This window comes from bacterium SCSIO 12696 (genome assembly GCA_024397955.1).
GTDB lineage: Bacteria > Pseudomonadota > Gammaproteobacteria > Pseudomonadales > Porticoccaceae > SCSIO-12696.
In genome coordinates, this window is record CP073744.1 from 297394 (window position 1) to 317900 (window position 20507).

The following is a 20507-nucleotide window of genomic DNA, read 5'->3' on the forward strand; positions in this document are numbered from 1 at the left end:
TGGAGAGCTTATTGCTCAGCTTCCTTGGCGCGGACATAAAGAATGCTGAAATGGTTATTCACTTTTCCATCGTGCTTGCCTGTTAGCTTCATTTTAATGGTCTGGTGACCATCTTGATTCAATGAAAACCTAACGGTAACGGTGCCCTTATGTTGATCCAGCTTGATTGTCTCTTCTGATAACTCAATTCCTTGAGTGCCGGTCAACGTCAGTATCAAATCCTCAGACGATGGTGGGGAATTGTATTTAATAGCCACTTCGTCTGAGCTACCGATGGGGGCTCGGGAAACGGATGGGTGCCATAGTTGAAATTTTGGCCCGGAGGGCACCAGGAATGATTGGCCTGGCACGTAATAGTGATTCAAGCCAAAACCATCCAGGTCGCAAGCGCTGGCGTACTGAATTGGCAGTAAAAAATTAAGGGCTATCAGGGCAGCAAATGTCTTTTTCATCATAACGGCTGGTTAGCAGGCTCCGTACAACAGCCTATTACTATACGCTTCTGTTGGAAGGTCAGACAACAAAAGTGCGACTTTGAGCCAATTGCGATGGATTTATTGGTGTTATTGACTGGATTTGGCGTTTCGGTAAGCGGTTATAGAGGGAATCATTGCAGCAAGGGTGGTTGCACCCAAATACACCAATAAAAACAAGGCGTTGTTGCCGGAGAGAATATTCAGGCCGATGTGCAAGCCAAAGCTGGAGGCGAGAGCCGGCCCAGCGGCCAGCAGGGTGCCATACAAGCCTGCCAACCCCAGCAAAATACTGACAAAAGCGATCAACAGTGCTTCCAGCTCAATCAGTAGAAACAGGTAAAAGGGACGTGCCCCGATTACCCTCAGTAGGTGTATTTCCTGTTCGCGCTCTCTGATTGAGGCCAACATCATCGCGCATAAACCCAAAAGTGCGGCAACAAGTACCAGAGCGGATATAAGCCGTAGGGTGTTCTCCAACAGGCCCATCATCTGCCAGAGTTCCGACAGGGCCACGCCCGGCAGAATGGCGGTTAAGGGCTCATTGCGATAGTGATTGATCTCTCGCTGAACGCGAAATGTAGCCAGCTTGGAGTTCAAACCCAGCATAAACGCGGTGATGTTTTTTGGTTCTAGCTCCATCGCCCCCAGTTGATCAACATTGAGATGGCTGCCGGGCTGTTTGACACCTTGCTTCCAATCGATATGAATGGCTTCGATGCCCTGAAGGCTGATATGCAGGGTTTGATCCACTGGTGTTCCAGTGGGTTTCAATATGCCAGAGACTTTAAAAGGCCGGTCGTCGTGCAGGCTAAAACTGGTTGCTGCAATGCCGTGCGCCAATACCAGCTGGTCATCCAGCTTGTAGCCCAGGCGTTTGGCTACTTCGGCGCCCAACACAACATCGAACACATTGCTAAAGGGCACTCCTTGTGCGAATTCGAGAGGGCGTTTTTTGCCGTAGCGAAAGTGTTCGAAATAACCGGTGCTTGTGCCCATAACCCGGTAGCCCTTGTGAGAGTCACCGAGAGAGATGGGTACAGCCCAGGCAACCCGCTTATTGGACGATAACGCCTGGTAAGTGTCCCAGCTGATGTTGTTGGTGGGAGAGCCGATGCGAAACACCGAATAGAGCAACAAGTTAAGGTTGCCGGTTCTGGCACCTACTATCAGGTCAACACCGGAAACCGTGCTGCTAAAACTGTCCTTGGTTTGATGGCGAATATGCTCAACGCCCAAGAGCACAAAAATACTGACGGCCATGGCCATTACCGTCAGCAGTACGGAGCCTTTGCGGTTTAGTAAACTTTTTGAAGCCAGGCGGATAAACATCAGTGAACATCGGCTACAGAGTTGATGTCTGACAACCCCTGAACGCGGCCAAAATGGCTGGATAGTGACATGTCGTGGCTGACAAACAGCAGGGTGATCTGTTGCTCCGCCGCCAGTGACATAAGCTCCGACATAAAGTTGTCGCGATTTTTAGGGTCGAGAGAGGATGTCGGTTCGTCAGCAATCAGCAATTCGGGTTTGTTGATCATCGCCCGGGCGATGGCGATACGTTGCTGCTGGCCAATACTCAAGTTAACCACCGGCTTTTGCCAGGCCGAAGATGGAATATTGAATGTGTTCAGCAATGACTCAGCAGCCTTTCTCAGAGCGGGCCTGGTGGCCCCTTTATTGGAGAACTGATTGGCCAGTTGAATGTTATCAACAGGGTCCAGATAGGGGATCAGGTTGAACTGCTGGAATATATAACCGATATGGTTGGCTCGGAATTGATCCCGCTGCCGATTGCTCATTTGCTCAAGGCGTTGGCCCAACACAGATACTTCGCCATGGGTGGCCACCAACATACCACTGAGCAGGTTTAGCAGGGTGGATTTACCGCCGCCGGATGGGCCGTGAATAAAAACGTGCTCTTGCTCGCCGACAGACCAGTCTTCGATATGAAGTACTGGCTGATCAGGGGAGTCGGGGTAACAAAAGCGGACGTCTTTTAAATGAATAGCCATTGTTTGCCCAAAGCTCGGTAAACAAATATTTTGTGAGTTATTAATGATATATAGTATCTTCTTGTGGTCGAATATCCAATCTCATCCTTTCCGTGTACAAAAAACTGTGGTCAAAATGATGTTGTTTGTTAAGCGCTCTATGCTGTTGTCGGTACTTCTGGGTCTTTTTCTGCTCAATGCAGCCTTGGTTCAAGGGAGCGAGGCAGATACGGGCGAATTTAAAACCATCAAATGGCCGGACCTGATTCCGGCAGAAGACCTGGAGGCTCTGCTTAATCCACCAGAGTACCTCACTGAGATAGAAGATGGCTCTGAAGAGGATTTGATCAGTAGCCAGCTTAAAAATGACACTGAAACGGATAAAGATGATCGCTACCAGCAGGCCTTGGTGTCCACCAAAGTCAAAGGGGAAATGGACGGTCAGTCAGTGCGAATCCCGGGCTTTATCGTTCCCCTGGATTTTAATGATGATCAGGTTGTAACTGAATTTTTTCTGGTGCCATTTTTTGGAGCCTGTATCCACGTACCGCCTCCGCCACCTAACCAGATTATCTACGTCAACTACCCCAAGGGCTTTAAACTTGATGCCTTGTACAATCCGTTTTGGATTTCGGGTGTGTTAAAAACGTCTCTTATCGAGAATGACATGGCGACAGCGGCTTACACCATGGACGTGCAAAGTTTGGATGTTTATTCAGAGGAAGGGTAGGTAAGGGGTGGAGAGGGATTAAGCATTTCTCCCCCCAGTTTGAGCCAGTCTACGGTGGTGAGCTAAGCAGAGACACGGCCGCCTTTGTCCCGTCTTCGCTGTCATCAATTTGCAGATAGAAACAGTTACTGCGGCCAGTATGGCAAGCAGGCCCCTCCTGGTTAACCAGGCACAGAATTGTGTCGCCATCGCAATCAAGGCGCATCGACTGCAACTTTTGAAAGTGCCCGCTGGTTTCGCCTTTGATCCAAAACTGGTTCCGGCTTCGAGACCAGTAAGTCATCAGTCCGGTAGACAGGGTTTGCTCGATAGATGTTTTGTTCATCCAGGCGAGCATGAGAACGTCTTTGGTGATTGCGTCCTGAGTGACAACAGGAATCAGCCCCTGATCATTGACAGCCAGTTTGTCGAGGATATCTGCGAGCGCTACCTTCTGACCTTTCTGCAAAGGCTCAAGCGACTGGAAGTAGTGGTTTTTCATGGCGCTTTGTTTGTAAAAAGACAGGTTAATGGCATTCGCACTTGGTCTTTCGACACAGGCGATGGTTTAACAGATGCCCCGCTGCAATGAGGCAGGCGCCAACAACCGTGAGCAGCTTTTCACCGACTTCGCCGAGTACAGCGTGACCTAAAAAGACCGCTGCAATAAGCAAACACAATCCGGATATGCCAAGCAGTGCGACAGTCAGGTTTTTATGCTTCTTACAACCAATTGTCAGAGCGATTAAGCTGATCGGTATCACTGCTAATACCATCCATAAATGAAAGATCTCATTGTCCAGGTTTAACGCGGTGATGGCTGGCAAAGAAACCGCCAATACAGGCAGTGCAAGGCAGTGAAAAGTACAAATAAAAGACAAGCTAATCGCCGTCTTGTCCGTTATGGTTTGAATATTTTTCATGATTTTTTGGTCTTTTAAAAGGTTTTCTACAGATAACCTAGGTGAGTTCGTTTTTGCAGTGGCCGCAAAGGCAGTTGATTTCCAGCTGTGAACTGACTAAATGAAACCCGGCTTTTTCCACATTGTGTTTTAAATGAGCTATGGTCGATTTGCTGACGGTGATTTCCTCAACTTGCTGGCATTTGCTACAAATCAAAAACTGTGGAACCCCGTGTTCGTGATCGCAGGTAATGTGAGCACAGGCAATGTATTTTTTTGCCGAGTCCAGTTTGTGAATCAGCCCCTCGTCTTGCAGAAAATCGAGAATGCGATAAACAGACATGGGTGGAATGGATTTGCCATTTTGTTGTTTGCAGTAATCAACCAACTCATAAGCTGACATGGCTTTTCCGGATTGCAGTAAGCCTGAGAGAATTTTTTTGCGTTTGTCAGTGAGCCTTGTTCCCCGAGACTTACAGTTGTTTTCGGCGTAACTGAGAATTTCCTGAATTTGACTTGAGCTGTTCATCAGCATTACCTGAAGCGGATGACTTTTGTTGTGGAATTGAGCGTAGCTGAACCTTGTTGGTTATCGGTTATCCACATAACATCCAGTTCTTCAATGCCCGGAAAGAAGTCGAGCAAATTAACCGACATGCTGTTTAACTTTGTCCCTTGTATACAGTTAAAGCGATAGCTGACGGTAACTTCGCTATGGCTATCCTCATCTTTCTGATGCTTGTTGTGGTGACCGTGGTGGTGGTCTTCGTCATGGCTAATCAAGGCGGACAAGTCTGCTTTGGCTTCAACAGGTACGCATTCGGTGCCAGAAAATACAAACAACTGCTTTGGCTGTTCGAGCGTTGTTTTTGCACGTTCCAGTGTTTGTTTTTGTTTGCTGGATGTTGCCCGGTGTTCAAAGCCAACAATATTTGCAGCGGGAGACTCCAGGCCAATTTCCAATGTGTTTCCTTCAAGAGCCAGGGTGAGTTCCCCGTGGCCATGAAGGTGCGCTTCTTGTTGTTGCGCTACGCCGCTGTGCTCCTCCGCATGATCCGCATGAGTGTGGGAATGCTCCGAAGGGCCAGCTTTTAGCGCAAGTGGAATTAGCAGCGTTGTACTAATGGCTGTACTGATAACAGTACCGATCATTGATCTGTTCATAACAGCGTAATTGTTGGTTTAAATTGCGACCTGAAATTGATGTTGAATGATACAGTGTATCATTTTTGAAGAAAAGTCGTATTCACTGCCTCCCCAGGGGATCAGGGGGTGATCTGTGCAGAAGCGTTTACTCCTACAGGCCTACATCGGAAAGTACCCATACGCGATATCAGGCAACGCTTTTCGGTACGGCTTCCATCAGTTGCTGGCAGTATTCGGTTTGTGGCGCTGAAAACAATTGCTCAGTCATTGCGGTTTCGACGATTTTGCCTCTCTGCATAACCGCAACCCGGTCGCACAGCATACGTACCACGGATAAATCGTGGGAGATAAACAGCATGGTGAGCTGGTGTTCGCGAGCCAGTTGCAGAATCAATTCCAGAATCTGTGCCTGAATAGTCACATCCAATGCAGACACCGGTTCGTCCGCCACAATAAACTCGGGGCTGGTGGCAATGGCACGGCCAATGGCGATGCGCTGCCGCTGACCGCCGGAAAACTCGTGGGGGTACTTGCGAATAAATTGTCGAGCCAGCCCCACATCATCCATAAGCTGTAGCACTTTCTCGGTGACGTTTTTACGGTTTGCCAGGTTGTGGTAGAGCATAGGCTCTGCGAGTGTATCGAACACCGTCATACGCGGATTTAAGGAAGCATAAGGATCCTGAAAAATCATTTGCATGCGAGGCCGATAGGGCAGCATCTGTTTGCTGTTCAAATGAGTAATGTCATTGCCATCGTACTCGACACTTCCCGCGGTGGCGGGCACCAGGTTTAACAGCGCCCGTCCGGTGGTGGATTTGCCGGAGCCGGACTCTCCCACCAGGCCAAGAATCTCCCCTTTGTTTACGGTCAGGCTAATGTCGTCGACAGCTTTTACCCACTGCTTTTGCTGATCTTTAAACCAGACTTTCAGGTTGTGGCAAGCAACCAATGGGGTATCGGCGACAGTTTGTTGCTGTTTTGCACCACTGGGAATGGCGGCCAGTAACTGGCGGGTATAGTCGTGTTCTGGTTGTTGAAAAATTGCTTTGGCGGGGCCTTGTTCGACAATCTTGCCGCGCTGCATTACGGCCACTTTATCGGCAACATCCGCGACTACGGCGAGGTCGTGGCTGATAAACAGTACGGCAATGTTGTGGCGCTGCTGCAGCTGGCGGATGAGCTGCAAAATCTGCGCTTGTATGGTGACGTCCAGCGCGGTTGTTGGCTCATCGCAAATCAACAGCTTTGGCTCGGTAATCAGTGCCATGGCAATCATCACCCGCTGGCGCATGCCGCCAGAAAATTCATGGGGGTAGCTGTTGTAGCGCCGCTCCGGCTCAATGATGCCCACTTCGTCGAGAATGGCAATGGCCCGTTTGCGAGCCTCTGCTCGGTTGATGCGGCGGTGTTGCAACAACGGCTCGATCAGTTGTTCGCCCACGGTGAGGTAGGGATTCAGGCTGGTCATTGGGTCCTGAAAAATCATAGCAATATCGTTGCCACGAACCTGGCGAAGCTCGGCTTCCGTCATTTGCAGCAAATCATCGCCATCGAAAACCGCCGTACCGCTTTCGATTTTACCCGGTGGTTGGGGGATCAGACTCAACAGGCTGTAACAGGATACCGACTTGCCAGAGCCGGACTCGCCGACAATGGCCAGTGTCTCCCCTCGGTCGATACTGAAGCTGACGCCATCGACGGACTTCACCACACCGTTGCGGGTGTGGAAGTAGGTGCGGAGGTTTTTAACGCTGAGTAGTGGCACGCTGGCTTCTGTCATCAATCTTTACTCGCCTTGGGATCCAGTGCATCCCGCAACCCGTCCCCTAAAAAGTTCAGGGCAAACAGGGTGATGGATAATGCAAGGCCCGGATAGATCAACAGCCATGGGTATTCTTCCATGGTTTCCACGCCATAATTAATTAGTAGCCCCCAGGAGCTTTGTGGGGGCTGAATACCCAGCCCGAGGAAGCTCAAAAATGCCTCCAGCAACATCACGTTGGGGATGGTGAGCGTGGTGTACACAATCACTGGCCCAAGGGTATTGGGAATAATGTGGCGGCGGATAATGGCCCATTTGGACAAACCGATAGAAGTCGCGGCCTCCACGAACTCCTGGTGCCGCAGGGTCTGCACCTGGCTGCGCACAATACGAGCCATGGTTAGCCACTCCACGGCACCGATGGCCAGGAATAACAACAGAATGTTTTTTCCGAATACCACCATCAGCAAGATGATAAAAATCATAAACGGCAGGGCGTAGAGAATATCCACAAAGCGCATCATTGCAGCATCTATGCGTCCACCCAGATAGCCAGCGACAGCACCGTAAGCCACGCCAATCAGCAGTGCTACGCCAGTGGCGATAAAGCCAACTGTCAGAGACACCCGGCCGCCGTAGAGGATGCGTGTTAACAGGTCGCGGCCAAAGGTGTCGGTACCCAGCCAGTGGTCTGCAGACGGTGCACTGGCACCCAGTTCCAGGTTCTGCAGGTCGTAGGGGTAGGGGGCTATCCATGGGGTCAACAGTGATAACACCACCAATGTGCTGAGCACTCCAAGGCCAAATAACGCCAGTCGGTTTTTGCGCAAACGCACCCAGGCGTCTTGCCACAAGCTGGTGCCTTTTTCTGCGTTCAAACTATTGTCTATCGCTAATGGCTTCATGACTTGCCTCCCTGATACTGCTGACGCAATTTGGGGTTGAGCCAAACAGCCAGCACGTCGGAGAGTAAATTGAACAGAATAATCAGCGTGGCGAAGAACACAGTGGTACCCATAATCAGGGTGTAATCCCGGTTAAATGCGGCCTGTACATAGAGGCGGCCCATGCCCGGTATCTGAAAAACCGTCTCCACCACAAAAGAGCCGGACAGCAAGCCGGCAAAGGCGGGCCCAAGAAATGCGACCACCGGCATCAGCCCACCCCGCAAGCCATGCTTGAGCACAATTAACCATTCCGGTAAGCCTTTGGCGCGGGCGGTACGAATGTAATCCTGTGACAGGACTTCCAACATGCCGCCACGGGACAGGCGTGCCACATAAGCGGCATAGGCGGCCCCCAGGGTAATAGCGGGCAGTATTTTGTCGCCGGGGATATTGCCCCAGCCGGATACCGGTAGCCATTCCAGCCAGATACCAAAAATCAATACCAGCAGTGGCCCCAATAAAAATGACGGCATGCAGATACCCAACATGGCGGCAGACATGGGTAGGTAGTCACTGGCGCTATTGGGCCGCAATGCGGCGACCACCCCGGCACAGATGCCAATCAATAGAGCCACCAGCATGGCGTACAGACCTAGCTCGGCGGTAGTGGCCAGGCCGGCACCAATCAGCTCATTGACGGTGCGGCCCAGGTATTTGAATGACGGCCCAAACTCCCCCTGCAATAGCCCACCCAGATAATTGATGTACTGCTGCCAAACTGGTTTGTCCAGCTCATACAGGGTGCTGAGTTCTGCGTACACTTCTGGTGGCATGGCTTTATCTGAGGACAGCGGATCCCCCGGTGCGGCCCGCACCAGGAAAAACGTAAGTGTGATAACCGCAAACAAAACGGGGATGGCCTGTAACAGCCGCACCAGGGTAAATCGCAACATGGTTTATTAGTTACTCTCGTTAGGCCGCTGGGTTTGCGTATCTTCAAGGGAGAAGTGGCTGAAGAACGGGCGGTCCAGTAGATTGGGTGTCACACCTTTTAATGATGGATGAACCAAGTGTCGAGTGGCGTAAGTGTATATGGGAATCACTGGTACCTCGTCCAACAAAATTTTCTCCGCCTGCATTAGCAATGCGTAGCGCTGTTCACGGCTACTGGCTCTAGGCGCTTGCTCCAACACCAAGCGATCGTATTCAGGGTTGTGCCAGCCAGTGCGATTGTTGCCGCCGTCTTTAATCCATAAATCGAGAAAGGTATTTGGGTCCAGGTAATCGCCGATCCAGGATGCGCGGGATACCTGATATTCGCCGCGTTTTTCAGAATCCAGATAGACTTTCCAATCTTCATTGCGCAGGGTGATGTTGATATTCAGCTCCTGCTTCCACATTTGCTGGATGGCAACGGCAATTTTGCGGTGGCTCTCTTTGGTGTTGTACAGCACTTCCAAAGTATCGATGCCTTCGCCACTGGGGTAGCCAGCTTCTGCTAGCAGCCGCCGGGCCTCTTCCGGGTCGTAACGTAAGCTGGATTCCGCAGTGTATCCGGCGGTATTGGGTGGAGTAATGGTAAAAGCGGGCAGCTGCCCCTGCTTGGTGATTCGCTCAACAATCTGTTGGCGATTAATCGCCAGCGCCAGAGCTCGGCGAACCTTGGGGTTGTCCAGTGGCTTGATACGCGTATTAAGGCGATAGTAGTAGGTGCCGAGATAGGGCTGGTTCAGCAGTTGCTCCGGGGCATTTTCGCGATAGTAGCTGGTTTTATCGGCGGGTAGCTCGTAGGTATGGTGCAACTGGTTGGCGCGAAACATACGCTCTTCGGTGGTGATGTTCTCAGTGGGTAAAAATCGAATGCCATTGAGCGCCACTTGGTCGGCTTTGTGGTAGTAAGGGTTCTTTTCTACTTCAATGTAGTTGAACAGTTTCCACTGGGTGAGCCGAAAAGCACCGTTGCTCACCATGTTGCCGGGCCGTGTCCAGTGACTGCCTCGGGTCCAGGCGTTGCCGTGGGCTTCGATGGCACTTCGGGGTACCGGGTAATAACTGTGGTGGCTTAACAAACCGAGAAAGTACGGTGTGGGGTTCTCCAGCTGAATTTGCAGGGTTTGCTTATCAATGACTTTAATTCCAACCTTGTCAAAATCATTGATGTCACCGCGCAAATAGGGCCCAGCATTTTTAATGGGGTAGTACATGTAGTTGTACTGGTTGCCCAGCTTGGGGTGCATGGCGCGCCAGAACGTCCAGCGAAAGTCCTCTGCGGTTACTGGCTCTCCGTTAGACCAGCGGGCATTGGGATTAAGATGAAAGGTGTAAGTGGTTTTGTCGTCGTTTATGTCCCAGCGCTGGGCGACACCCGGTTCTGGCTCCAAGGTTTCCGGATGGCTGTTGACTAAGGGTTCAAACAGGGATTCCTGAATATAGGACTCTGAGACTCCAGTGGTGATATGAGGGTCTAAATCCTGAGGCTCCTCGCCATTGCCCCAGTAGAGGATTCCTGCTCGATTGCCTCTGTCTACATTGGTTTCTCCGCTGCCGCAGGCGGTAAGCAATATCACGGATATCACAGTGATAAATAAACGAGTCACATTGGCTCCTGTCGATGGCTTAGCCGGATTGCAAAGCAAGCAAGTTGGCACTTGCCTGCTTTGATGAAAAATGCAGAAAGGCTACTACTTGGAGGACAGCTTTTCCCCGTGCTTTAAGTCCTGCTCCGGTGGTTTGCCACCGGGGCCAGTGAGGTAATGTTCCATCCAGCGCAACAGGCGCAGGGAGTAATCGTATTTGGCCCCGACCTTGCGGTTGCCGTGGCCTTCACCGGGGTAAAGAACCAAGCGCACTGGGGCGTTGTTCAGGGTTTTCAGGTAGCGGTACATCTCCAGAGACTGGCTGGGGTGCACCCTGGGGTCGGCCTCGCCGTGCATAATCAGCAGGGGAGTGCGATGCTTTTTGGCGTGGTAGATCGGGCTGCGCTCCAGCATCCACTGAAAGTCGTCCCAGGGCCAGGCGCGAGCGTGTACCAGGTACATTTCGTTGGGAATATCAGTGGTACCGAATTTGGACAATTGGTTAGAAATGCCCACAAACATCACCCCTGCCTGGTAGTGCTCACTCAATGCAGTGGCGCTCCATGCGGTGGCAAAACCACCGTAAGAACCGCCGGTGATGCCCACTTTTTGTGGATCTACCATGCCTTTTTCAACCAGATAATCTTTACCGGCGACAATGTCCCTAAATTCCGGGTCTGCGTACGCGTGTTGTCCCTCTTTGGAAAATTCCACACCGCGTCCGGTGCTGCCTCGGTAGTTGGGCCACAAGCTAAAGTAGCCTTTGCCGGAAAACACCTGAGCGGGCTCCGAGTAGCGGTTGTGCCAGCCATTGGAAATGTGGGCTTCCGGGCCGCCGTGGATAAAATTAATCAGTGGGTACTTTTTGCCCTTTTTGTAGTTCACTGGGTAAACCAGCACGCCTTGAATGTCGGTACCGTCTTCGGTTTTCCAGGTGATGCTTTCTTGTTTGCCCAATGCAATCTCATCGAGCCAGGGATTGCTATTGCTCAGGCGAGTAACGTTGCCCCTTTGGTACCAAAACACTTCTCGCGGATGGTTGGGGGCGTCTGCTATAAACGCAAAACCACTGCCTGCTTTAGGCGTAGAGATCGAGCGTACAATGCGTTTGCCAATATTGAGTTTTTTGCCGTTCCCCGATTTGCCTGGCTTCAGGGTCACTATCTCGCTGCCGGTACCGATATGGTTGAGCGCCAGTAGATCGCCACCGGGTAAGAATTCGATGTCTTTGCTGTGACCCAACAGGCCCGGTTGTAAATCAGTGGTTTTGCCATTGCGGTAGTATTTAACAATGCCGCTCGATGGGTCGTGAATGTCTTCACTGCCAATATAGGCGATGTCTTTGCCGTTGGGTGCCCAGTGGCCATGACCCACTTTGCCATCGCTGTTGAGAGTGGCTTTGATGCTGCCGTCTTTGTTGAGAATCGCCACTTTGGATTTCATCAGTGTGTCATCCACCAATGGTGTCGGTGTGATGGTGGCGACAATGCTTTTGCCGTTGGGGCTGTAGGCCACACGCAAAACCTGGCCTTCTACATTGAGAGCCTCTGCCTTTGGATTGGCGGCAGATAAATCCAGACGATACAGACGGTTGAATTTCAATTGCTCTTCATAAACTTTGGGCTGAAAGCCTTTGGCAATGAGTTTTTCCTGGTTTTTGGGGATCTCTGCCGTGGTTAGTAAAAGAAGTTCACCTTTGCTATTGATGTCGTAGTTGATGATGTCAGAGCTGTGGGTATAGACAAGGCTTGATTCACCACCGTCGATGGGAATTCGATAGAGACTGATAACTTTGTCATCGTTGCGCTTGGCCAAATAGTAGAGATGGCGGCTGTCGTGAGACCACTTGATCACGTTGACATTCACGGCACCGGTGACAAAGGGGCGTGAGTTTCCCTTGGTGTCGCTAATGTGTAGTTCTCCCCAGTCCGGGCCGTCATCGTCTTTGTAGGGGGTGCGCTGGACGCTCTTGGTGTAGGCAACCCAATCACCGTTCGGTGAAGCGGAAACGGACGTTACCTGAGAAACCCGGGCAATATCGTCCAGAGTCATAGGTTGTTTTTCGGCGCTGGCAGTGACTGAGATCAACAGAGCAATGAGTAGTGTGATTGTGGGTATTGTTTTCGACACCGGTACCTCCTGGGTAAACAAAAAACAGGCTTACGGCAGAGCGTAAAGCGAATCAGTATACCTGTTGCTACAGCGGTTTGCGTGCCCTTGATTTGCCCGGGTAAAGCGCACATAATGCCGCGCTCTCAATGGTGGCCTCTGTCGGTCCCCTCGCAATGACGACCTGTAAACCCCGCCAGGCCCGGAAGGGAGCAACGGTAGCAGCGAATTCATGTGCCGGGGTGTGGCTGGCAGGGGCCGCCTCCATTTCAGATCACAGTATTCAAAAGACCGTCTTTAGAAGACAGAGGACAGTACGGCCTCTGTTACCTATAATGCCCGCCTTGGTTTCTGAAACAGAGTAATCCTATGAGCTATCAGGTTCTCGCTCGCAAGTGGCGGCCCCGTGTATTTCGTGAAATGGCGGGGCAGGAACATGTACTGCAGGCACTGATTAACGCCCTGGATAATGAACGTCTGCATCACGCCTACTTGTTTACGGGTACTCGAGGGGTGGGTAAAACCACCATCGCCCGCATCCTCGCCAAGTGCCTGAACTGCGAGCAGGGTATTAGTTCCACTCCCTGCGGTGAGTGCGGTGCCTGTACGGAAATTGCCGAGGGTCGTTTTGTTGACCTGATTGAAGTGGATGCGGCGTCGCGCACCAAAGTGGAAGATACCCGCGAGCTGTTGGAAAACGTTCAATACGCGCCAACCCGGGGGCGCTACAAGGTGTACCTGATCGATGAGGTGCACATGCTCTCTACCCACTCCTTCAACGCGCTATTGAAAACTCTGGAAGAGCCGCCACCCCACGTCAAGTTTCTGCTGGCCACCACGGATCCGCAAAAGCTGCCGGTCACTATTTTGTCTCGTTGTCTCCAATTCAACCTCAAGAATCTGAGCCCGGAACGCATCAGCGAGCACCTGAAGTATGTGCTTGGGGAGGAATCGGTACCTTTTGAAGAGGCGGCGCTGTGGCAGTTGGCGCGCTCTGCAGACGGCAGTATGCGCGATGCACTTAGCCTGACTGACCAGGCCATTGCCCACGGCGGTGGCAAAGTGGCCGAGACGGAGGTGAATGCCATGCTCGGCACCATCGACCGCACCTGGGTGGTAGAACTGTGTAAGGCCATCGCCGCTGGCGAGGGTCAACAGGTGCTGGATGTCGTAGCCAGGATGGCGGAGCAGGGGCCTGATTATACGGGGGTGTTGTCTGATATGTTGGGCATGTGGCACCGGGTGGCTATCGCCCAGACCGTGCCCGAAGCGTTGGATAACCGCCATGGTGATTATCAACAGGTTGTTGAGCTGGCGCAGCAGATTGAGCGTGAAGATGTACAACTGCTCTACCAAATTGCGTTGTTGGGGCGGCGGGATTTGCCACTGGCGGCAGACCCTCGCAGTGGTTTTGAAATGGTGCTGTTGCGCCAGTTGGCTTTTAAGCCGGGCAGTGGCGAGATGCGTGCGCCAGACAGCGCAGCTGTGGCTGTGGAGAGCAGGGAGGAATCCCCGGCAAAAAAGCCCCTCAGCCCGCCGATTGAGGCACCGCCGCCGATCGAGGAATACCCTCCGGAGCCACTCCCAGAAGAGCCTCCTCAAGCCGAGCACGAGCCTGTACTTGAGCCGGCTCAGGAGGTGCCTGATACGGTGTCTTTGCCTGCTGACGATGAAGTTGAAACCGCTGAAGAGCCGCTTGTTGAGGAGCACCCTACGTGTGACGTCTCGGGTGAACTTGACGGAGACTGGATTGGAATTTACCAGCAGCTAAAGCTCTCAGGTGTGCTTGGTAATACAGCGGCCAACCTGGTGGTGACTTGCCGCCAGGATAACCAATTTGAGTTTATTCTCGATGAAGAATACAGCTCTCTTTATGAAGAGGGCCAGCAACAGCGGCTGGCCGATGCCCTGCAGGCATTTTGTGGTGAGCCTTGTACAGTCAACATTACGGTGGGGGCGATTGATCAAGAGACTCCGCGCACATACGGTGAGCGCAAAAGGGCTGAGCGCCTGGCTAATGCGGTACAGTCCATGCGCGATGACCCTTTGGTAAAAGATTTGGTGGAACAACTGGATGGCTGTTTGCTGGAAGACAGTGTGCAGCCCATAGATTGATGAGGTAATGATGAAAGGCCTGAATGACTTAATGAAGCAAGCCCAGCAAATGCAGGAGCGCATGCAGCAAATGCAGGAAGAGGCAGCCAATGCCGAGGTGTTGGGGGAGTCCGGTGCCGGCATGGTGAAAGTGGTCATGACTGGGCGCCACGACGTGCGCAAAGTTGAGATTGATCCAGATTTGTTGTCGGAAGACAAAGAGATGCTGGAAGACTTGTTGGCCGCGGCCATCAATGATGCTGTGCGCAAAGTGGAATCAGCCAGCAAAGAAAAAATGGGCGAGTTAACCGCCGGTATGCAAATGCCACCGGGCTTCAAAATGCCGTTTTGATGTGTTCGTCGGTATAAAAGTTAGGCTTTTTAATCGACGACAAATAGTCATAATTCACATTAATAATATTTTTTAAAATATTGAATAATAAGGGTTAAATTTGTTTGGCGATCTTATCGATGAGCTGATAGGTGCTCTTCGGCAACTTCCTGGCGTAGGCCCCAAATCTGCCCAGCGTATGGCTCTGCAATTGCTGGAACGTAACCGCACTGGCGGTGTGCGTTTGTCTGAAGCCTTGGCAGCCGCTATGGAAGGCGTCGGTCGTTGCCGCCAATGCCGTACCTTTGCCGAAGCCGAGCTCTGCGCTATTTGCCAAAGCCCGAGGCGCGACCCCAGCCAACTCTGTGTGCTTGAAAGCCCGGCAGACCTGTTTGCGATCGAGCAAGCGGGCAACTACCGCGGTCGCTATTTTGTGCTGATGGGCCATCTTTCCCCCATTGATGGCATTGGCCCGGAGCAGCTGGGTATCGATCAGTTGCTGCAACAACTAAAAACTGGCGAGGTAAAAGAACTTATTCTGGCCACAAACCTCACCGTTGAAGGCGAGGCCACGGCCCACTTTATCAGTGAGCGTGCCAAGCCCCTGGGGGTGACTGTCAGTCGTATTGCTCACGGTGTTCCCCTTGGGGGTGAGCTGGAGTACGTGGATGGCGGCACCCTGGCTCACGCATTTACGTCGCGCAAACCCCTATGACCGATAATATTGAATTGAATATCGAATGGGTCGACCAGGATGTTCGTCTGGCTGAGCTGTGCGACCAGTGGAGCCAGTTGCCACACCTGGCAGTGGATACGGAGTTTATTCGCACAGATACCTTTTACCCCATACTCGGCTTGTTGCAAGTGTCTGATGGCGAGCATTGCTGGCTGATTGATCCTCTGGCCATTGACGACTTATTGCCTTTTGCCGAGTTGCTGGAAGATCGTCGTGTGGTGAAGTTGTTCCATGCCAGTTCAGAGGATCTTGAAGTATTACGCCACAGCGTCGGTGTGCTACCCAAGCCCATTATCGACACCCAGGTGGCCGCTGCTTTTGTGGGCTATGGCTTTTCCAGAGGCTATGCGGCTTTGGTGGGGGATACGCTGGGTATACAGCTGGATAAACACGAAACCCGTTCAGACTGGTTGCAAAGGCCTCTGACTGAAGCCCAGAAGCGCTACGGTGCTGAAGATGTCTTTTATCTGGTAAAAGTGTACCAGCACTTGCTGCAAAAGCTGGGTTCCCGCCTGGAGTGGTTGCAACAGGATATGGCGGCATTGTTGGCAAAAGCCAATGCCCCGGAAGATACTGCCGAGTACTACCGCCGCATTAAAGGCGCATGGCAGTTGAAGCCTCAGCAATTATCGGCTCTGCAAGTACTCGCCCAGTGGCGTGAGGACACTGCCCGAGAACGCAATCGACCTCGCAACCGGGTAGTCAGTGACAAGCAGCTTCTCGATATTGCCCGCCAGCAGCCATCGACAGAGGCTCAATTGGCCGCTTGTGGCAAACTGCACCCGGGTAGTGTGCGCCGTTTTGGCAGTGATATTCTGGCGTTGCTTGAAAGTCTTTCCAGTGATCAATGCAGTTGGCCAAAGCCGTTGCCGCAGCCTCTGCCTCGTGAAGCGGGCGTTTGGGTAAAACAGCTCAGATCCATCCAAAATACGGTTGCTGAGGAATTGTGCCTTGCCCCTGAAATACTGGCTCGCAAGGTGGATTTGGAAGCCATTATTGCCTCTGCCTACAAAGGCAAAACCCAGGTGCCAGAGCATTGGTGCGGAAGCTGGCGAGAGAGGTTGATGGCGGAGAAAATGCTCCAGGCTTTGCCTCAATTGGCTCAGCCGCTGTAGTTGTAGACGAGCAGTTGTAGCCGGTTCTACCAGAATGGTTCGTTATGAAAACACTTTGTACTATTTACAAAAGCCCAAACGAGGATGAGTTATACCTGTATGTGGATCGCCGCGACCAATTGACCCGCGTGCCTGAGGCGTTGCTGGATCGCTTTGGACCACCTCAGCAGGTAACGACGCTGCCTTTGCATCCAGATCGAAAATTGGCTCGCGCCGATGCCACTAAGGTGTTGGATGCCATTGCAGATAAAGGCTACTACTTGCAACTGCCGCCCGCCAAAGAGCATTACATGCAAGAGATTAATGTGCACAACCACAAGCTGTCCGGTAAGTGACCCGGTTTTGGGAGCAAAAAACACTGGAGCAAATGAGCCGTGACGAGTGGGAGTCCCTGTGTGATGGTTGTGGTAAATGCTGCTTGGTAAAATTGCAAGACGAAGACGATGATGAGGTTTACTACACGGATGTGGCCTGCAAGCAGTTGGATATTGACGCTTGCCGCTGCCGTGACTATCCCAACCGCAAAACTGTAGTGCCAGAATGCCTGTGCCTGACCCCGGCGGATTTGTCACAGTTTCATTGGTTGCCGGCCAGTTGCAGCTATCGCCTGGTGTATGAAGGGCGCGAGCTGCCCAGTTGGCACCACTTGGTATCCGGTGATAAAGAGTCTATTCATCAGGTAGGGGGCTCAGTGCGTGGCCGGGTAATATCAGAGTGCCTGGTGCATCCGGATACACTGGAAGAGCGAGTCGTTTACTGGGTGGATGACGCCCCTGAAATTGACCCTGAAACTGGGCAAGTTGAGTAAGTCGAGTGAGTTATGTACACAGAAAGTAATTATTTTTGGGGTTTGGTGGGCTACTATCTGGGCGCGCTAGTGGTGCTTTGGTACGTGCATTGGCTGCTGGCTAAAGTCGCGATTCGCCACCTCCGCAATGGCCTGTTTTTATTGGCTGCGGCGCTGTTGTTAACCCCGGTACAGGCCTACAGCAATCCCGACATTACCCATTTAGCGCCAGCGTTTCTGGTGTATCTGTTTGAGGGCTTGGTGATCGGCACCGAGCAGGATCCCAACCGTGCACTGGTGCCCATTGTGTTCGTTTTTCTGCTGCTGCTAGCCGCTTACGCAGGCTGGCTGTGGTGGCAGCATAAGCGGGGCAAAACGGCTGTTGCGCCCGAGCCAGATCAACCGGCACCCGATCAGACCGATAGCCAGTCTGTAGGTGATAATAATGAGCTGGATGACAAAACAGCCGAAAGTGCTTGATAGTTGAGGTAATATGTCAGGGTGTGATCGGATGCATGACCTGCAAGACCGCCGCTCGCTATCATGGCCAGCTGCTAAAGATACGATACGTGTGTGGGGGCACAGTACTTCATGGATGCACTAAAAAACACCGCTAAGCCTTTATTTGTTGCCTTGTTTGGGTGTTTGCTCGCGGGTTGTCCGGCGAGTCAGAGTACCAAGGGCAACGTCGCTGATGCTCCCCCCGCAACATCGCAGTCAGCGACTGAACAAGCGGGTTCGGGTAAAACGGCTCAATTGCCTCAGGTAGCGGTTGTTACCCCGCCAAAAGTTGTCGAGCCCGTCCGCCCCAAGCCCAAGCCAACTCCACCGCCCAAGCCAAAGCCGCCAAAGTACATGGGCGAGAAAAAGCTGCTGGTGGTGGGCAGTGTTGAGCGGGTCACTGTAGATCCCCCCGGGGTAAAACTGAGGGCCCGTATCGATACGGGTGCCGAAACCACGTCTTTGCATGCAGACCCGATTGTGCGTTTTGAGCGTGACGGTAAACGCTGGGTACGCTTTACGGTTCAGCAGGGGCCAGACGCTGAACCCATGGTATTGGAGCGCCCTGTAGAGAGGCGGGTGCGCATCAAACGCCACGATGCCGAGTCACAGCGCCGCTACGTGGTAAAGCTGTGGCTCAAACTGGGGGAAATTGAGGAAAACGTTGAAGTAACACTGACTGACCGTTCCGAGTTTGAATTCCCTTTATTGGTGGGACGCAACTGGTTGACGGATACGGCTGTTGTGGATGTGAGCCGCCGATACGTCATTAAATAACACGCTGTTCAACGACCAGGGCAGGGAGTAACTGTGCACTCATCTCGTCTACAGCTGATTATTGTCGCGGGCCTGTTGATGCTGGCGGGTGTCGGGCTCACCCTGTACAAAGCCATTGAATTGGGCTTCCCCCTTTGGCCCGGCGAAAACCGCCAGGTCTGGACCCTGGAATCTAAAGTCACATTTACCCCTGGTGAAGGGCCTGTAGAGGTCTCTCTGGCTTTGCCAGAGTCGCAAGCTGGATGGAAAATACTGGATGAGCATTTTGCGTCTGCGGGGTTTGGATTTGCTGTTCAAGAAGATGGTGATTCCCGCCGCGCAGTGTGGAGCCGTCGCTCATTGGATGAGAAAACCACTCTTTACTACAAACTACAGGTATATCGCGAGGAGCAACAGGCCCTGTTGCCGATGGCCGCCCAACCGGTAGTGCCACCGAGTCTGCCTCGGCAACGTCAGCAGGTGGTTGACAGTTTGGCGGCGGAACTCACCAAAAAGTCCGTAGATAATGCCAGCTTTGCCCGCCTGGCCATTGCCGAATTTGCCAAGGCTGAACCCAGCCAGGAAGTGTTTTTTCTGTTGTCCGAGCACAACCGCAAGGCACTGCCAGCCATGGAAGAGCTGTTTGCCGTAGCCGCCATTCCCACCCAAAGAATCAAAGGGGTTTCCCTGGAAAATGGTCGCCGCCGTCAACAAGTCAGCGATTTGTTGGAAGTGTACCTGGATGGCGAGTGGCTGCCCTTTGACCCAGATTCTGGGCAACTGGGTTTAGCGGATAATTTTTTAGTGTGGCAGCGAGGCAACGGTTCCACTTTGGATGTAATGGGGGGCAATCGCTCTCGTCTTGAATTTGCCATGGTTGCCAACTCCTTGCCTGCAAAAACCGTTTTGCTGATGGAACCGGGTGTCGCCAGTGCGCCATTGCTGGACTTTTCAATTTATGCACTGCCGGTGGAGCAACAGGGGGTTTTTAAAAGCATTCTGTTGGTGCCCATCGGCGCATTTTTGGTGGTGCTGTTGAGGGTATTTGTCGGCCTGCGAACTGCAGGCACCTTTATGCCCATCTTGATTGCGTTGGCGTTTATTCAAACCACGTTGCTGACCGGTTTGTGGACCTTCCTGGTAGTGGTCAGCATCGGTCTGTGGATTCGTTCTTATTTAAGTCATCTCAATTTATTGTTGGTAGCCCGTGTATCTGCGGTGGTTGTTGTTGTGGTGCTATTAATGGCTGCCTTCAGCATCGTCAGCTATAAACTGGGCATCGATCAGGCGCTGACGGTGACATTCTTCCCCACGATTATTCTTTCCTGGACCATTGAGCGGATGTCGGTACTGTGGGAAGAAGAGGGCGGAAAAGAAGTATTTATCCAGGGCTCTGGCAGCTTGGTAGTGGCCGTGGCGACCTATTTGCTGGTGAGCAATCGCCTGATCGAACACCTGACGTTTAACTTCCCAGAATTGATGTTGAGCTTGTTGGGGGTGATTTTGGTTCTCGGCCAGTACAGTGGCTATCGCTTGAGTGAGCTTTACCGGTTTCGGTATTTGAAGGATCAGGTGAAGTGATGGCACTTTATTTCCGTAGTTTAGTGTGGGCACGGTTTTTCAAAC

The 20507-nt window shown here is 52.2% G+C and carries 22 protein-coding genes and 1 other RNA gene; 11 read left to right on the forward strand and 12 right to left on the reverse strand.

Features of this window, described 5'->3' with window-relative positions; all coding sequences use genetic code 11:
• Positions 1 to 8: 8 nt before the first annotated feature.
• The 3 genes from KFE80_01400 to KFE80_01410 form a co-directional block, all read right to left on the reverse strand.
• Positions 9 to 455: a hypothetical protein gene (locus tag KFE80_01400; GenBank protein ID UTW45614.1), complete on the reverse strand. Its 447-nt coding sequence runs from the start codon at positions 453 to 455 to the stop codon at positions 9 to 11.
• 108 nt (positions 456 to 563) lie between these two features.
• Positions 564 to 1805, reverse strand: coding sequence for an ABC transporter permease (locus tag KFE80_01405; protein UTW45615.1), 1242 nt, complete (start codon positions 1803 to 1805; stop codon positions 564 to 566).
• Positions 1805 to 2488 carry an ABC transporter ATP-binding protein gene (locus KFE80_01410; protein UTW45616.1) on the reverse strand — a complete coding sequence of 228 codons (684 nt, stop codon included), beginning with the start codon at positions 2486 to 2488 and terminating at the stop codon, positions 1805 to 1807. The genes KFE80_01405 and KFE80_01410 overlap by 1 nt, the downstream gene beginning before the upstream one ends.
• A gap of 115 nt (positions 2489 to 2603) precedes the next feature.
• Between KFE80_01410 and KFE80_01415 the strand changes: the two genes are divergently transcribed.
• Positions 2604 to 3197, forward strand: coding sequence for a DUF3299 domain-containing protein (locus KFE80_01415; GenBank protein ID UTW46576.1), 594 nt, complete (start codon positions 2604 to 2606; stop codon positions 3195 to 3197).
• A gap of 49 nt (positions 3198 to 3246) precedes the next feature.
• Here the strand turns inward: KFE80_01415 and hisI are convergent, their stop codons facing one another.
• From hisI to KFE80_01460, 9 genes are all read right to left on the reverse strand, one after another.
• Positions 3247 to 3678, reverse strand: coding sequence for a phosphoribosyl-AMP cyclohydrolase (hisI, locus tag KFE80_01420; GenBank protein UTW45617.1), 432 nt, complete (start codon positions 3676 to 3678; stop codon positions 3247 to 3249).
• 25 nt (positions 3679 to 3703) lie between these two features.
• A complete protein-coding gene (locus KFE80_01425) occupies positions 3704 to 4099 on the reverse strand; it encodes a MerC domain-containing protein (protein ID UTW45618.1) in 396 nt (131 codons plus the stop codon).
• A 37-nt stretch (positions 4100 to 4136) separates the two neighbouring features.
• Positions 4137 to 4607, reverse strand: coding sequence for a transcriptional repressor (locus tag KFE80_01430; GenBank protein UTW45619.1), 471 nt, complete (start codon positions 4605 to 4607; stop codon positions 4137 to 4139).
• A 5-nt stretch (positions 4608 to 4612) separates the two neighbouring features.
• A complete protein-coding gene (locus KFE80_01435; protein ID UTW45620.1) occupies positions 4613 to 5230 on the reverse strand; it encodes a DUF2796 domain-containing protein in 618 nt (205 codons plus the stop codon).
• A gap of 181 nt (positions 5231 to 5411) precedes the next feature.
• Positions 5412 to 6992 carry an ABC transporter ATP-binding protein gene (locus KFE80_01440; protein UTW46577.1) on the reverse strand — a complete coding sequence of 527 codons (1581 nt, stop codon included), beginning with the start codon at positions 6990 to 6992 and terminating at the stop codon, positions 5412 to 5414.
• A gap of 14 nt (positions 6993 to 7006) precedes the next feature.
• Positions 7007 to 7894, reverse strand: a complete 888-nt coding sequence (locus KFE80_01445) for an ABC transporter permease (GenBank protein UTW45621.1) — start codon at positions 7892 to 7894, stop codon at positions 7007 to 7009.
• Positions 7891 to 8829, reverse strand: a complete 939-nt coding sequence (locus KFE80_01450; protein UTW45622.1) for an ABC transporter permease subunit — start codon at positions 8827 to 8829, stop codon at positions 7891 to 7893. The genes KFE80_01445 and KFE80_01450 overlap by 4 nt, the downstream gene beginning before the upstream one ends.
• A 6-nt stretch (positions 8830 to 8835) precedes the next feature.
• Positions 8836 to 10512: a peptide ABC transporter substrate-binding protein gene (locus KFE80_01455; protein UTW46578.1), complete on the reverse strand. Its 1677-nt coding sequence runs from the start codon at positions 10510 to 10512 to the stop codon at positions 8836 to 8838.
• 45 nt (positions 10513 to 10557) lie between these two features.
• The gene (locus KFE80_01460) at positions 10558 to 12582 is read right to left on the reverse strand and encodes a S9 family peptidase (protein ID UTW45623.1); all 2025 of its coding nucleotides are present in this window, start codon (positions 12580 to 12582) and stop codon (positions 10558 to 10560) included.
• Positions 12583 to 12721: 139 nt separating this feature from the next.
• Between KFE80_01460 and ffs the strand changes: the two genes are divergently transcribed.
• The 10 genes from ffs to KFE80_01510 all read left to right on the forward strand — a co-directional run bounded on the left by ffs (position 12722) and on the right by KFE80_01510 (position 20462).
• Positions 12722 to 12818, forward strand: an RNA gene (gene ffs / locus KFE80_01465) — signal recognition particle sRNA small type.
• A gap of 112 nt (positions 12819 to 12930) precedes the next feature.
• Positions 12931 to 14676 (forward strand): DNA polymerase III subunit gamma/tau, encoded by a 1746-nt coding sequence (dnaX, locus tag KFE80_01470; GenBank protein UTW45624.1) that lies wholly within the window; start codon positions 12931 to 12933, stop codon positions 14674 to 14676.
• Positions 14677 to 14683: 7 nt separating this feature from the next.
• Positions 14684 to 15007, forward strand: coding sequence for a YbaB/EbfC family nucleoid-associated protein (locus KFE80_01475; protein ID UTW45625.1), 324 nt, complete (start codon positions 14684 to 14686; stop codon positions 15005 to 15007).
• Positions 15008 to 15107: 100 nt separating this feature from the next.
• A complete protein-coding gene (gene recR, locus KFE80_01480) occupies positions 15108 to 15701 on the forward strand; it encodes a recombination mediator RecR (GenBank protein UTW45626.1) in 594 nt (197 codons plus the stop codon).
• Positions 15698 to 16837 (forward strand): ribonuclease D, encoded by a 1140-nt coding sequence (rnd, locus tag KFE80_01485; GenBank protein UTW45627.1) that lies wholly within the window; start codon positions 15698 to 15700, stop codon positions 16835 to 16837. Before recR ends, rnd begins: the two co-directional genes overlap by 4 nt.
• Positions 16838 to 16881: 44 nt before the next feature.
• A complete protein-coding gene (locus KFE80_01490) occupies positions 16882 to 17172 on the forward strand; it encodes a YcgL domain-containing protein (protein ID UTW45628.1) in 291 nt (96 codons plus the stop codon).
• A complete protein-coding gene (locus KFE80_01495; protein UTW45629.1) occupies positions 17169 to 17645 on the forward strand; it encodes a YcgN family cysteine cluster protein in 477 nt (158 codons plus the stop codon). Before KFE80_01490 ends, KFE80_01495 begins: the two co-directional genes overlap by 4 nt.
• Positions 17646 to 17657: 12 nt before the next feature.
• Complete coding sequence (locus KFE80_01500) at positions 17658 to 18104, forward strand: hypothetical protein (protein UTW45630.1); 447 nt, start codon at positions 17658 to 17660, stop codon at positions 18102 to 18104.
• A 111-nt stretch (positions 18105 to 18215) separates the two neighbouring features.
• Positions 18216 to 18902, forward strand: a complete 687-nt coding sequence (locus tag KFE80_01505; GenBank protein ID UTW45631.1) for an ATP-dependent zinc protease — start codon at positions 18216 to 18218, stop codon at positions 18900 to 18902.
• A 78-nt stretch (positions 18903 to 18980) separates the two neighbouring features.
• The gene (locus KFE80_01510; GenBank protein UTW46579.1) at positions 18981 to 20462 is read left to right on the forward strand and encodes an inactive transglutaminase family protein; all 1482 of its coding nucleotides are present in this window, start codon (positions 18981 to 18983) and stop codon (positions 20460 to 20462) included.
• The last annotated feature ends 45 nt before the right edge of the window (positions 20463 to 20507 follow it).